The sequence below is a fragment of the Corynebacterium aurimucosum genome (assembly GCF_030408555.1).
Lineage (GTDB): Bacteria > Actinomycetota > Actinomycetes > Mycobacteriales > Mycobacteriaceae > Corynebacterium > Corynebacterium aurimucosum.
This window is the reverse complement of sequence record NZ_CP047048.1, coordinates 1,385,856-1,398,479: the sequence shown is the minus strand read 5'-3', so window position 1 is coordinate 1,398,479 and position 12,624 is coordinate 1,385,856. Positions and strand designations below refer to the sequence as shown.

At 59.0% G+C, this 12,624-nt stretch carries 12 protein-coding genes; 3 read left to right on the top strand and 9 right to left on the bottom strand.

Translation table 11 applies throughout. The features are described from left to right. The first annotated feature begins 36 nt into the window (after window positions 1-36). A complete protein-coding gene (locus CAURIM_RS06555; RefSeq protein WP_070446615.1) occupies window positions 37-840 on the top strand; it encodes a RecB family exonuclease in 804 nt (267 codons plus the stop codon). A gap of 30 nt (window positions 841-870) precedes the next feature. On the opposite strand, the gene CAURIM_RS06550 is transcribed toward CAURIM_RS06555, so the two are convergent. The 9 genes from CAURIM_RS06550 to CAURIM_RS06510 form a co-directional block, all read right to left on the bottom strand. Then, window positions 871-2,538, bottom strand: a complete 1,668-nt coding sequence (locus CAURIM_RS06550; RefSeq protein WP_201828214.1) for a formate--tetrahydrofolate ligase — start codon at window positions 2,536-2,538, stop codon at window positions 871-873. 62 nt (window positions 2,539-2,600) lie between these two features. Next, the gene (locus tag CAURIM_RS06545) at window positions 2,601-3,908 is read right to left on the bottom strand and encodes an anaerobic C4-dicarboxylate transporter (RefSeq protein WP_070730242.1); all 1,308 of its coding nucleotides are present in this window, start codon (window positions 3,906-3,908) and stop codon (window positions 2,601-2,603) included. Window positions 3,909-4,207: 299 nt separating this feature from the next. After that, entirely contained in the window at window positions 4,208-5,740 is a 1,533-nt protein-coding gene (aspA, locus tag CAURIM_RS06540) for an aspartate ammonia-lyase (protein WP_201828216.1), read from the bottom strand. A 91-nt stretch (window positions 5,741-5,831) separates the two neighbouring features. Then, window positions 5,832-6,677, bottom strand: coding sequence for an ATP phosphoribosyltransferase (gene hisG, locus CAURIM_RS06535; protein ID WP_201828218.1), 846 nt, complete (start codon window positions 6,675-6,677; stop codon window positions 5,832-5,834). Window positions 6,678-6,741: 64 nt separating this feature from the next. Continuing rightward, window positions 6,742-7,005: a phosphoribosyl-ATP diphosphatase gene (locus tag CAURIM_RS06530; protein WP_010186658.1), complete on the bottom strand. Its 264-nt coding sequence runs from the start codon at window positions 7,003-7,005 to the stop codon at window positions 6,742-6,744. A gap of 59 nt (window positions 7,006-7,064) precedes the next feature. Continuing rightward, window positions 7,065-7,790, bottom strand: coding sequence for an HAD family hydrolase (locus CAURIM_RS06525; RefSeq protein WP_201828220.1), 726 nt, complete (start codon window positions 7,788-7,790; stop codon window positions 7,065-7,067). After that, window positions 7,791-8,174, bottom strand: coding sequence for a hypothetical protein (locus CAURIM_RS06520; protein ID WP_201828222.1), 384 nt, complete (start codon window positions 8,172-8,174; stop codon window positions 7,791-7,793). Between the two features lie 24 nt (window positions 8,175-8,198). Continuing rightward, complete coding sequence (gene mshC / locus CAURIM_RS06515; RefSeq protein ID WP_201828224.1) at window positions 8,199-9,443, bottom strand: cysteine--1-D-myo-inosityl 2-amino-2-deoxy-alpha-D-glucopyranoside ligase; 1,245 nt, start codon at window positions 9,441-9,443, stop codon at window positions 8,199-8,201. Window positions 9,444-9,493: 50 nt separating this feature from the next. Beyond that, the gene (locus tag CAURIM_RS06510) at window positions 9,494-10,345 is read right to left on the bottom strand and encodes an undecaprenyl-diphosphate phosphatase (RefSeq protein ID WP_201828226.1); all 852 of its coding nucleotides are present in this window, start codon (window positions 10,343-10,345) and stop codon (window positions 9,494-9,496) included. 75 nt (window positions 10,346-10,420) lie between these two features. On the opposite strand from CAURIM_RS06510, the gene CAURIM_RS06505 reads away from it, so the two are divergent. Next, window positions 10,421-11,452, top strand: a complete 1,032-nt coding sequence (locus CAURIM_RS06505) for an NHL repeat-containing protein (protein WP_201829577.1) — start codon at window positions 10,421-10,423, stop codon at window positions 11,450-11,452. A gap of 47 nt (window positions 11,453-11,499) precedes the next feature. Beyond that, window positions 11,500-12,612: a quinone-dependent dihydroorotate dehydrogenase gene (locus CAURIM_RS06500; RefSeq protein ID WP_144656350.1), complete on the top strand. Its 1,113-nt coding sequence runs from the start codon at window positions 11,500-11,502 to the stop codon at window positions 12,610-12,612. Window positions 12,613-12,624 lie beyond the last annotated feature (12 nt).

Below are 12,624 nucleotides of genomic sequence, written 5' to 3'. Positions count from 1 at the left end.
GAACGAGGTTGCCTATGCGCTAGGCTGAGGAACATTATGCCGAAAAGACTAGCCCTCTCCCCTTCCCGTGCCTCCGATTACAAGCAATGCCCTCTGCTCTATCGCTTCCGGGCCATTGACAAGCTGCCTGAACCTAAGACAAAAGCCCAGGTCAAGGGAACGCTGGTCCACGCTGTGCTGGAGAAGATGCACCAGCTACCCCGTGAGCAACGTGAGTACCCGGCCGCGGTGAAGATGATCAAGCCGGAATGGGCGGTGATGCTCGACTCCGATCCGGAGCTGCGTGAATTGGTACCCGAGCCCGAGGAGCTGGATTTCTTCGTCGAAGCACGCCAGCTCATCAAGGGCTATTTCCAGATGGAAAACCCCCAAGGTTTCGACGCCCACGAGTGCGAGATGTACGTCGATACCGTCTTGCCAAACGGTGTGCCTGTCCGTGGGTTCATCGACCGCGTAGACGTTGCCCCCACTGGCGAGGTGCGCGTGGTGGACTATAAGACGGGAAAGAAGCCGCTTCCCCGGTATTCCCAGGACGCGCAATTCCAAATGAATTTCTACGCGCTGGTGTACTGGCGGCTTCTCGGCACCATCCCCACGCAGCTGCGGCTGATGTACCTCAAGGTCTTGGATTCAATGTTCCTCACGCCTGGGCCAGAAGAGCTCGAGTACTTCGAGCGTGACCTAGGCGAGCTCTGGGCCAAAATCGAAGGCGATGGCAAGGCCGGAGATTTCAGGCCGAAGACGTCAAAGCTGTGTGGTTGGTGCTCGTTCCAAGACCTCTGCCCGGCTTTTGGAGGTACGCCACCCGAGTATCCCGGGTGGCCCGACCAGGCCTCGTAGACCGTCGCGCTGCGTAGACCCTGCCGCGGCTTAGAACAACCCAGAGATGGAACCGTCAGCGGCTACATCGATGTTGTTCGCTGCGGGCTTCTTTGGCAGGCCCGGCATGGTCATGACGTCACCGGTTAGGGCAACGATGAAACCAGCGCCGGTGCGCGGCTGCAGTTCGCGGACGTGGAGGACGTGGCCTTCCGGAGCGCCGAGCTGGCTCGGATCATCCGAGAAGGAGTACTGGGTCTTGGAAATGACGACTGGGAACTGCTCCCAACCATTGTCCTTGATGTACTTCAAGTCCTTGAGAGCCCTGGAAGAATACTCCACCCGCTCGGCGCGGTAGATTTCCTTGGCGATAGTGTCGATGGAGCTCTCAATTCCTTCAGCGGGGTCGTAGAGCTGGCGGGAGGAGCCTTGGGAGAGGTTGTCCAGAAGGCGCTCAGCCAGCGCAGTCGCCCCTGCACCACCCTTCGCCCACACCTCTGCTTCTTCAAGAGCCACGTCGAAGTCGGCCGCCCACTGACGCATGAACTCGCGCTCGGCCTCGGTATCGCTCCCAAAGAGGTTGAGAGCGACCACTGGCTGAAGCCCGAACTTTCGCAGGTTCTCCACGTGGCGCTCGAGGTTGACCACGCCCTTCTTCAGGGCTTCCAGGTTCTCCGTGGTGAGCTCCTCGCGCGGCTGCCCGCCGTTGTACTTCTGGGAGCGGATCGTTGCCACGACGACCGCGCCAGCGACATCAAGCTCACCAAAGCGGGACTTGATGTCCATGAATTTCTCGCCACCGAGGTCCGCCCCGAAACCTGCTTCCGTGAGGACGATATCGCCGAAGCGCATAGCAGTTTGGGTGGCCAACAGTGTGTTGCAGCCATGAGCGATGTTGGCGAAAGGACCGCCGTGGACGAAAGCCGGCGTACCGCCCAGGGTCTGGACTAGGTTGGGGTTCAGCGCATCGCGCATCAGGGCGGTGAGTGCGCCCTCTGCGCCCAAGTCGCGGGCGGTTACCGGCTGCTGGTCATAGGTGTAGCCCACAGTGATATCACCGAGGCGTTTCTTCAGGTCTGCCAAATCGGTAGCGAGACCGAGGATGGCCATGATTTCCGACGCCGCAGTAATGGTGAACCCGGTCTCCCCCGGCACTCCGTGCGCTGGGCCGCCAAGACCGGTGACGACGTTGCGCAGAGCGCGGTCATTGACGTCAACACAGCGCTGCCAGGTGATGCGGCGCGGATCGATGTTGAGGGCGTTGCCTTGGTGGATGTGGTTATCGATGATGGCGGCCAAGGTGGTGGTGGCCGCGGCGATAGCGTGGAAGTCACCGGTGAAATGAAGGTTGATATCCTCCATCGGCACAACCTGCGAGTAGCCGCCGCCCGCAGCGCCGCCCTTGATACCCATGACGGGGCCTTGAGAAGGTTCGCGAAGCGCGACGATTGCCTTCTTACCAAGCTGTGTGAGGGCATCGGTCAAACCGATAAGTACGGTGGACTTTCCCTCGCCGGCTGGTGTCGGAGAGACGCCAGTGACGAGTACCAGCTTGCCATCGGCGGGGGCATCCCCAACCTGGGTGATATCCACCTTGGCTTTGTTCTGCCCATAAGGGATGAGGGCGGGCGCTGGGATTCCAGCGCGGGCGGCAATATCTGTGATGGGTTCGAGCTGGTGGGCTTGGGCAATGTCAACATCAGAAGGTTGCGTAGTCATGCCCACCAGCTTAGCGCTCTAAAGAAGCCTCTTGAGCAACATTAGATAATTTCTCGATGATGCTAAAGCAGGACCGCACCGAAGGCGTAGCACAGGAGGACAGACAAGGCGATGCTGACGGTGCCGGGGATGATGAACGGGTGATTGAAGACAGCTTTGCCGATGCGCGTCGAGCCGGTGTCATCCATCTCAACGGCTGCCAACAGGGTCGGGTAGGTCGGCAGGATGAACAGAGCGGATACCGCAGGGAAGGCAGCCACAGCGGTCAGTGGGTTGACGCCGAGGGCCAGAGCCGCCGGCATGAGAGCCTTGGTGGTCGCGGCTTGCGAGTACAGCAGCGCCGCAGCAAAGAAGAGCACGACGGCCAGCAGCCAAGGGGCGGATTCGATGACGGAGCCGGAGATGGCCTGAATGTCCTCCATGTAGTGGTTAATGAGCGTGGTGCCCAACCAGGCCACACCAAGCACACAGATACAGGCGGACATGCCCGACTTGAACACTGGCGTATTAAGTACGTCGCCAGCGGAGATCTTGGTGATCATCACGATAAGGGTTGCAGCAGTGAGCATCACCGTCATGATGGCTTCATTGCGGGGCAGAGTCGGCTCTTCGATGAGTCCCACCTGAGAAGATGTCAGGGTGGCCCACAGCATAACGATGACGATGGCAACGAGGAAGATGATGACGGAGGTCTTAGCGCCCTGTACCGGGCTGTAATTGTGGGAGCCCTGCGGCATCTTTACCAGGCCTTGGGCCTTGCGCTCCTGGTATACGGGATCATCTTCTAGCTCCGCGCCGGAACGGTTGGCAATCCACGCGGCAGGGAAAATGGAAAGAAATGTCGCCGGAATGAGCACAGCGAGGATCTGCAAGTAGCCCACGTTCATCGGCTCCAAGAGGGAGGCTAGCAACACCACGGCGGCGGAAATGGGCGAGGCACAGATGGCCATTTGTGAGGCCACCACAGAGATGGACAGCGGACGGGATGGGCGAACCTTGCCTTCCTTGGCCACCTCAACGATGACGGGAAGCGTAGAAAATGCCGTGTGGCCGGTACCCGCCAGAACGGTCATAAGCCAGGTCACGACAGGGGCATAGAACGTGATCTTCTTAGGATTCTTGCGAAGGAATTTCTCGGCGAGGTAGACCAGATAGTCCATGCCGCCGGCGCGTTGCATAGCAGCAATGGCCGCGATAACAGTCATGATGATGCCGATGACATCGAAAGGAATGTCTTCGCGTGTAACGGGAACGCCGCTCAGGCCGAGAAGCAGGACACCCAAGCCGCCGGCCATGCCAATGCCGATCGAACCAATTCGGGCACCGAGATAAATCGCCGCGAGGACGATAATGATGTGCACAACAACCATTATGTAACTCCAATATGTGCAGGTGATCTGCAGTATGGGGTGAATCGCGCGACGGTCAGCACACGACCTGGGCGCGAGAACTGACAGTCTCTATTCTGCCCTACTTATGTGGCATTAGCGAGATTCCAGGCCCGATTGTGTCCGTTTACACACCCCCTTCGCTCGAAGGAGGGCCGAGGGGCTTGAGAGATGGACAGCCACTGAAAGAAAACGACGCGCCCGCGCTGCCTCGTTGAAGGTAGCGCGGGCGCGTGGCGTGCAGCATCAGCGTTTCTATACGCTAGTGCTGTGGCACAGCTTTATTCGTCGATGTAGAGCTGACCGCGGAATTCTGGGTGCATGAGGTTCTCTACAGACAGAACCTTGTTGAGAGTCTCTTCGTCGAGCAGGCCCTTCTCCAGAACTAGGTCCTTGACTCCCTTGCCGGTCTTGAGGGACTCCTTAGCAATCATGTCACCGTTGTGGTGGCCGATGAACGGGTTCAGGTAAGTGACGATACCAATGGAGTTCTCCACGTAAGCGCGGCACACATCAGCGTTTGCGGTGATGCCCGTGACGCACTTCTCGCGCAGGGTATCGACGGCGTTGCCCATAATGCGGATGGACTGGAACAGTGCCTCACCGATGACCGGCTCCATGACGTTGAGCTGCAGCTGGCCAGCCTCAGCCGCCATGGTGACCACGTGGTCATTACCGAAGATCTTGAAGCAGACCTGGTTAACAACCTCCGGGATAACCGGGTTAACCTTACCCGGCATGATGGAGGAACCAGCCTGACGCGGCGGCAGGTTGATCTCTGCCAGGCCCGCGCGCGGACCAGAAGACAGCAGGCGCAGGTCGTTAGAAATCTTGGCCAGCTTCATTGCCGCACGCTTGATGGTGGAGTGCAGCAGTACATAAGCACCACAGTCAGAGGTTGCTTCAATGAGATCGCGGGCGGTCTTAATCTCCAGACCAGTGACCTCGGACAGTGCGGCGGTGACCTGGTGGCGGTAGCCGGCCGGGGTGTTCACGCCAGTGCCGATAGCGGTTGCGCCGAGGTTGATCTCCAGCAGACGCTTCTGGGCGTCGCGCAGGATGGCCTGCTCTTCCGCAAGGTTGTGCGCAAAGGCCTTGAATTCATCACCAAGGGTCATCGGAACGGCGTCCTGCAGCTGGGTGCGGCCCATCTTCAGGATGTCAACGAACTCATTGCCCTTGGCGTGGAATGCTGCCTGCAGGGCATCGATGCGCTCGATGAGGTCCTCCATGGCGTAGTAGATGCCCAAGCGGAAGCCGGTTGGGTACGCGTCATTAGTGGACTGGGACATGTTGACATCATCGTTTGGGTTGATGACGTCGTAGGAACCCTTTTCCTCACCGAGGTACTCGAGCGCCAGGTTGGCTACAACCTCGTTGGTGTTCATGTTGAGGGAGGTACCAGCACCGCCCTGGAAGACATCCAGCGGGAACTGGTCCATGCAGCGGCCTTCTTCCAGGATCTGGTTACAAGCCCAGATGATTGCCTCTGCTTTCTTCTTAGGAAGGACGTGCAGACGGCGGTTAGCCATCGCGGTGGCCTTCTTGACCTGCACCATACCGCGGATGAAATCCGGGATGGTGTTGATGGTCACGTAGGAAATCTGGAAGTTCTCGATAGCGCGCAGCGTGTGAACGCCGTAGTACGCATCACTCGGAACCTCCACGGAGCCGAGAAGATCAGTCTCAGTACGCGTCTTCTTGCTAGACGGGGCCTTCGAAGACTTGTTAGTGGCCTTTTCCTCGACCTGAGACTTCACGTCCTTGGTCTCCTTGGCCTCTGGCTGAGCATCCTTCTTTGTTGTCTTTGCCATCGGGGCTGACTCCTTGCATAAAAATCGAAGAACGATGATGGTCAGCCACCATAGTAGCTAGGTGCGCGAATAAAATGTTTGGAATATCCCCCTAAAAGCGGGCAATGCGCAGATCTGAAGCGAGAATCGCTTCTGCTCCGAGCCCTTCGAGGCTGTCCATAACTTGATTCGCCAACTTGCGGGGAACCATGACGCGCACAGCGACCCAGCCTTCCCGGGCCAAAGGAGAGATGGTCGGTCCCGTCAGACCAGGAGTCACTGCTTCGACCTCAGGCAGCTTTTCCTCTGCCACGTTGTAGTCGAGCATGACGAAGTGGCGTGCATTGAGGATTCCGCGGATGCGGCTGAGCACAACGTTCTCATCTGCAGTGACGTCTTCGCCTTCGCGCTTAATCACCACAGCCTCCGAAGTCACGATGGGCTCACCGAAGGGCTCAAGGCCCTGCTGGCGCAGTGTGGTGCCTGTGGAAACCACATCGGCAATGACATCTGCGACACCAAGGTGAATCGAAATCTCGACCGCACCGTCAAGGCGGATGACTTGCGCGTCGATGCCATTGGCTGCGAGGTTATCACGAACCACGTTGGGATAAGACGTGGCAATACGCTTGCCCTGCAGCTTGGCGACGTCCCACTCCTTCCCCGCCGGTGCGGCATAGCGGAAGGTGGAGCCGCCAAAATTCAGGGCTAGAACTTCGTTGAACTTTGCGCGGGAATCCAGTGCCAAATCACGGCCGGTGATGCCCAGATCCAGGACGCCCTGCGCCACGTAGATGGCAATATCCTTTGGGCGCAGGAAGAAGAACTCGACTCCGTTCTCCTCATCCACGACGTTGAGTGACTTGTTGTGTCCACGGCCTTTGTATCCAGCTTCCTTCAGGATTTCGAGGGCGGCCTCGGACAGGGACCCCTTGTTGGGGACGGCAATTTTGATCATTGGTGTGCGGTACTTTCTACGCTGACTGCGATGTTGGCTGTGTACTAGGACGGCAAGGGGCCGACTAAAGGTAGGAGTAAATATCCTCGAGCTTCAGGCCGCGCTTATGCGCCATAACCTGGAGCCAGTACAGCAGTTGCGACATCTCCTCAGCGAGTTCCTCATCGGACTGGTACTCGGCCGCAATCCACACTTCGCCAGCCTCTTCGATGATTTTCTTGCCCAAGTGGTGGATTCCTTTATCGAAGGCTTCCACGGTGCCGGAGCCTTCGGGGCGTTCGGCGATCTTCTGGGACAGTTCCTCAAACAGGCTTTCAAAATTCTTCACAAAGGGATATTCTTCCACACCGCTGCATAAAATTCTGCACCTCGGCCGAAATTCGCCGGCTACAGTGAGCGCAAGCGCTGATACCACTCATAAATATCGTGCGCCGTCGCACCTTCCAGGTGGCGGTGCCCGCTGCCTCGCAGTTCGGCGATGACAGTGACCTCGTTTGGGACTGTAACGTGCTCCCCTTCCGGAAGGCCAATGACGGAGCAGCCAGCGGCTACCGCCGCGCGCATACCTGCCGCCGAATCCTCGAATACGAGGCAATCCTGGGGACGAGCACCTACACGGCGGGCAGCCTCGGCATACATATCAGGAGCTGGTTTGCCGTGGGGAACCTCGTCGCCGCAGATCGTGTCAACGAAATAGTCTCGGCCCAACGCCGCGATTGCGGAATCCGCCACGTAGCGCTCAGTGTTCGTGGTCACCATCATCGGCATTCCTGCATCCTTGAGCTCACCAAGAAGCTCCGAAATTCCCGGGAATATCTCGAGATGCTCGGCAAAAAGCGACTTTACGTAGTCGAACATGAGCATGCGGTAGCGTTCGCTATCACCAGACTGGAGCTCGACGCCGGCTTTGTCAGCGCAGATCGCGAGCGTGTCCTCGAAGGTCGCGCCGACCGTCGCCAAACGCTCAGTAGGTGTCAGCCGGCGCCCCAACGTTTCGGAGAGGTAAAAGGTGGCCTCTTCCCATAAAGGTTCAGAGTTAGTGAGTGTGCCGTCCATGTCCCAGAAGATCGCGGCGGGACGACAGGTATGTGCGGTCTGATCGGTATCAGTCAATTAGAAATCCAGCTCCGGTAGCTGCGCGAGGGCTTCATCATCTGCACCTGTTGCTGCGGAGGCCGAGTGGATAAACTCGGTGAGCTCCTCCTTCTCCTCCGGCTCAAGTACAGCGTCGGCGTTCTTGCGGTTGAAAGCTGCGAGCTTCTCGACGGAAGGACGCACCGCAGCTCCCAGGAGACCACCATCTGGATCATCTGGAAGTTTATCCAGGTCCTCGAGGAAGGACTCCAAGATAGAGCGGAGGTCTGGGAGCACCGAAGCATCAAACGGTGCCTCCCAGAACTCCTTCTCCTCTTCCTTGAGGTAATCCCCGGTGGCGAAGGACTGCAGGTTGGACATGAACTCATCAACGGTGGGCTGGAATTCTGCACGAATCGTCATGAGCTAAATCATGCCTGAAGTTTCCTAGAGGCGCACGCCCAGCAAGGAATTAACTGCAGTGCGCAGAACGTTAGATGCTTCTTCGGACGCTTCCACTGCCCCTGTGGCCTTCTCAGCCCACTGATCCAGAACCGCAATAGCGCGCGGGGTAGCCAAATCATCCGCCAACGCTAGCCGCACGTTGTGGACAACGTTCTTGATCTCTTCCACGGTGCCTGGGGTTCGGGAGGCCGCACGCCAGCGCTCCAAACGCTCCTGCGCGGTGCGCAGGACCTCGTCGGACCAGTCCCGGTCCTCACGGTAGTGGCCGGAGAATACGCCAAGGCGAATCGCAGAGGGATCAACGCCTGCCTCCACAAGCTTGTGGACGAAGACCAGGTTACCCAAAGACTTGGACATCTTGGTGCCCTCCAAGCCAATCATGCCGGTGTGCACATAGGACTGGGCCATGCGTTCGACCCCACGAGCGGCCTCAGCATGCGCCGCAGAAAACTCGTGGTGCGGAAACTTGAGATCCGAACCCCCACCCTGAATATCGAAGCTGGAGCCGAGCCGGTTGGTCGCGATGGCAGAACACTCAATGTGCCAGCCCGGACGCCCCGGGCCAAAAGGAGATTCCCAGGCAGGTTCGCCCTCGCGGTGGGCACGCCAAATCAAGGCATCTAGCGGATCACGCTTACCGGGGCGGTCCGGGTCACCGCCGCGCTCGGCAAAGAAGGTCTCCATCTGCTCGCGGGAATAATTCGATTCGTAGCCGAAGTTCTTCGTGGCCTCGATTGATGCGTAGACGTCCGGATAGTCGGGGTCATCGACGACGTAGGCCGCACCTGCGTCGAGAAGCGCCTGCACCATCTCCGTGATCTCATCGATGGCTTCCATCGCCCCAACGAAGTGCTGCGGAGGAAACACAGAGAGCAGTTCCATGTCGGAGCGGAAAAGATTGATCTGCGAGGTACCCAACTCGCGCCAATCCACGCCATCGCGCTCGGCGCGTTCGAAGAGCGGATCATCCACGTCGGTGATGTTCTGGGCGTAATTCACCTTGTAGCCGTTATCCAGCAGCTGGCGGTAGATCAGATCAAAGGTGAGATAGGTCGCCGCATGGCCCAGGTGGGTGGAATCATACGGGGTAATGCCACAGACATACATGGTGGCGGTCTCCCCCTTGATGCTGAGCTTTTTTACCTCTTCATCAGCGGAATCATAGAGGTGAAGCGGCGACGGGGCGCCAGGTACGGAATCGATGTGCGGGACAGGCCAAGAGTGCATGGGCACCATCCTAACGTGTACTGACTCCGCAACTGGCGCATGCCCGGTTATTAAGGGGCGAGCACTCCGAGGCCCAGCAAGAGCATGACGAGGAGCCCGACAGGGATGCGGTAGGCCGCAAACCACTCGAAGGAGTGGTTACCCACGAACTTCAGCAGCCACGCAATAGACGCATAACCGACGACGAACGCGATGAGCGTGCCGACGAGCAGTTGGGCGCCGGTGGCAGATTGCCCCACGGTGGGGCCGAAGGCGTCGCCAAGCGAAAACAGGCCCGAAGCCATAACCGCAGGAATGGCGAGGAGGAAGCTAAAGCGCGTCGCCACCTCGCGATCCAAGCCCAAAAAGAGGCCGCCCGAAATCGTGCCTCCCGAGCGCGAGACACCTGGGATGAGAGCTAAGCACTGGCATAGGCCCATGACGATGGCATCGCGCATCGTCAAGTCCTCGAAGCTGCGCTCCTTTTTGCCCACCCTCTCAGCGATGATGAAGACAACGGAGAAAAGCACGAGCATGGACGCTGTAATCCACAGGTTGCGCAAGTTATCCCTGATCAGGTCCTTGCCCAGGACGCCTAGGATGCCAATCGGGATTGAGCCGACGATGACCATCCACCCCATGCGGTAGTCCTGGCCACGCTGCTCCTTGTGCACGAGACCTATGAACCACCCTTTGAGGATCTGCCAGATCATTCCCGCGAAGTACACAATCACTGCTAACTCAGTGCCGAGCTGGATAACGGCAGTAAAGGAGGCGCCGGCGTCCTGCCCCCAAAAGAGCGTGGAGACGATGCGTAGGTGCCCCGAAGAGCTCACGGGCAGGAATTCGGTGAGGCCTTGGACAAGAGACAAGACGATGACCTGTACCCATGTCATGGCGTCAGTTGTAGCTGTTGTAGTCACCCGCGACAGCCTACTAGCGCGCTCCATGGCTTCCGGTTTCCACCACGCTGACTGCTAGGATGAGGGATCGTGAAAATGCGTCGAGTCCTGCTTTCTTCTGCCCTTCTTGCCAGCACATGCGCCCTTGCCGCCTGCAATCCCACGGAAGGGGTTGGCGGGGACCCCAACTCGGCGGTCTATGGCAAGGCCGAACCCGCTTCTTCCCCAGAGTTATCGGAGCCAGTGGGCACCGTCGTGCCCTACACTGCCGTGACTGACCTCGCGGCGGTGGGTGATACCCTCGCCGTGCGCACCGAGGACTCCCTCGCTGTAGGTTCGGCTGCAGACTTTGAGGAAGAAAAGGCCACGCAGATTTCCGTCGATCAGAAGTGCGGCGACCTGACCGCTTCCGACAAGCATTTCCTCCTCGCGTGTGGGGAAAAAGTCTTGCTTGTTGATCCATCCCAGCCGGATTCCCCCCAGGAATTGGCAGTGGATGAGGAGCAGCCAGTAACGGTAGCCGCGGAGGCTTCCAGCGGTGAAGTATTCGTTGGTTCAAAGGACTCGACCACCGTCGGCGTGTACCGCGACGGGGAACGCAGCACCGGCATCACGGTGGAGGCCGGTTCGGATCAGCTCATTTCCGTTCCCGTTTCTGATGGTGCGGACGGCATCGTCCGCGTCTTAAGGGAAGACTCGACGATTCAATCTCTCGATTGGGAAAAGGACCGTGCGGGCGGGCGTCTGCGCGTAGGCCAGGGCGTCGGCCAGATCGCCGGCGGCGAAGGAGCCGTGGTCGTAGCATCGGACACCGTAGGCAAACGCGTGGCTATCTACACTTCCAGCGACGTTATTCGCCTGCACCAATACGGCAACACCGACGGCACACCGTGGGGCGTGGCTTGGGATGCCGGCCGCACACTGGCGTGGGTAACCACCACCGATAACAACCATCTCCACGCCTATACCGTTTCCGCGGGCGTCCCAGAAAACGTTGGCACCATGGACACTGTGGCTGATGCACGCACTATTGCTGTGCTGGGCGACGGCACCCTCGTCACCGCCTCCGCATCCGGTGAAGGCCTCCAGTTCATCACCGATCCGCAACTCGACACATCACCGCGCTAGCATCCGGTCTCAAAGACCTCATTCGCAACCTCAGCTAAGGACACTTCATGCAGTACTCCGCTCTTGACCGCGCCCGCCATGCTGCCTACCAGGCAGCATTGAAGGGAATGTTTAAACTCGACCCAGAGCGAATCCACGGAATCATCAACGGCGGGCTCGCTATCTTCCAAGCCGGTGGCCCGCTCAATCGCGCGCTGGGAAAGGTAGTACCGGTTAATGATCCGGTATTGGAACAGGAAGTCTTTGGGGTGCGCTTCCCACGTCCGCTAGGGTTGGCGGCCGGCTTCGACAAGAACGCGGCGGCTGCTGATGTCTGGACCCCCGTTGGCTTCGGCTATGCCGAGCTGGGCACCATCACCCCGAAGGCGCAGCCCGGAAACCCTGCTCCCCGCCTGTTCCGACTCAAAGCGGACAAGGCAATCCTAAACCGCATGGGCTTTAACAATGAGGGTGCTCTGGCCGCCGCGCGCAATCTACGCAAGCGCCGCTACAACGATGTCGTGGGCATCAACATTGGCAAGAACAAGGTCACCGACGCCGAGCATGCTGTGGATGACTACCGTCAGTGCGCAACTGTGCTGGGGGATCTGGCCGATTATGTCGTGGTTAATGTGTCCTCCCCTAATACCCCAGGATTGCGTGACCTGCAGGCAGTGGAGTCCCTCCGCCCCATCATGGAAGCCGTGGTGGAATCAACATCCTCGCCGGTCTTGGTCAAGATTGCTCCCGATCTCAGCGATGAAGATATTGATGCCGTGGCGGATATGGCCGTGGAAGTTGGCTTGGCTGGGATCGTGGCTACCAACACCACTATTTCCCGTGAGGGATTGAACACCCCGGCCGACGAGGTTGCTGCCATGGGCGCGGGTGGCGTGTCGGGTCCCCCGGTGGCTGAGCGTTCGATGGAAGTGCTCAAGCGACTTCACGCCCGCGTAGGCGATGAACTGGTGCTGGTTTCGGCGGGCGGAATTTCCACGCCGGAGCAGGCATGGGAACGTATTACTGCCGGTGCCTCGCTGCTGCAGGGCTACACCGGACTGATTTATGGTGGACCGGATTGGATTCGCGACATTCACCGCGGCATTGCCCAGCAGATTCGCGCGCACGGCCTCAGTAACATCTCGGAGGCAGTTGGCTCCGGTCTGGGATGGATCGACTAAGCCCCCGAAGAG

Excerpts from the sequence above, each read along its gene's own strand:
- CAURIM_RS06550 (WP_201828214.1), bottom strand. The coding sequence starts at position 2,538 with ATGACTACGCAACCTTCTGATGTTGACATTGCCCAAGCCCACCAGCTC.
- CAURIM_RS06500 (WP_144656350.1), top strand. The coding sequence starts at position 11,500 with ATGCAGTACTCCGCTCTTGACCGCGCCCGCCATGCTGCCTACCAGGCA.
- CAURIM_RS06505 (WP_201829577.1), top strand. The coding sequence starts at position 10,421 with ATGCGTCGAGTCCTGCTTTCTTCTGCCCTTCTTGCCAGCACATGCGCC.
- CAURIM_RS06545 (WP_070730242.1), bottom strand. The coding sequence starts at position 3,908 with ATGGTTGTTGTGCACATCATTATCGTCCTCGCGGCGATTTATCTCGGT.
- CAURIM_RS06555 (WP_070446615.1), top strand. The coding sequence starts at position 37 with ATGCCGAAAAGACTAGCCCTCTCCCCTTCCCGTGCCTCCGATTACAAG.
- CAURIM_RS06520 (WP_201828222.1), bottom strand. The coding sequence starts at position 8,174 with ATGACGATTCGTGCAGAATTCCAGCCCACCGTTGATGAGTTCATGTCC.
- aspA (WP_201828216.1), bottom strand. The coding sequence starts at position 5,740 with ATGGCAAAGACAACAAAGAAGGATGCTCAGCCAGAGGCCAAGGAGACC.
- mshC (WP_201828224.1), bottom strand. The coding sequence starts at position 9,443 with ATGCACTCTTGGCCTGTCCCGCACATCGATTCCGTACCTGGCGCCCCG.
- hisG (WP_201828218.1), bottom strand. The coding sequence starts at position 6,677 with ATGATCAAAATTGCCGTCCCCAACAAGGGGTCCCTGTCCGAGGCCGCC.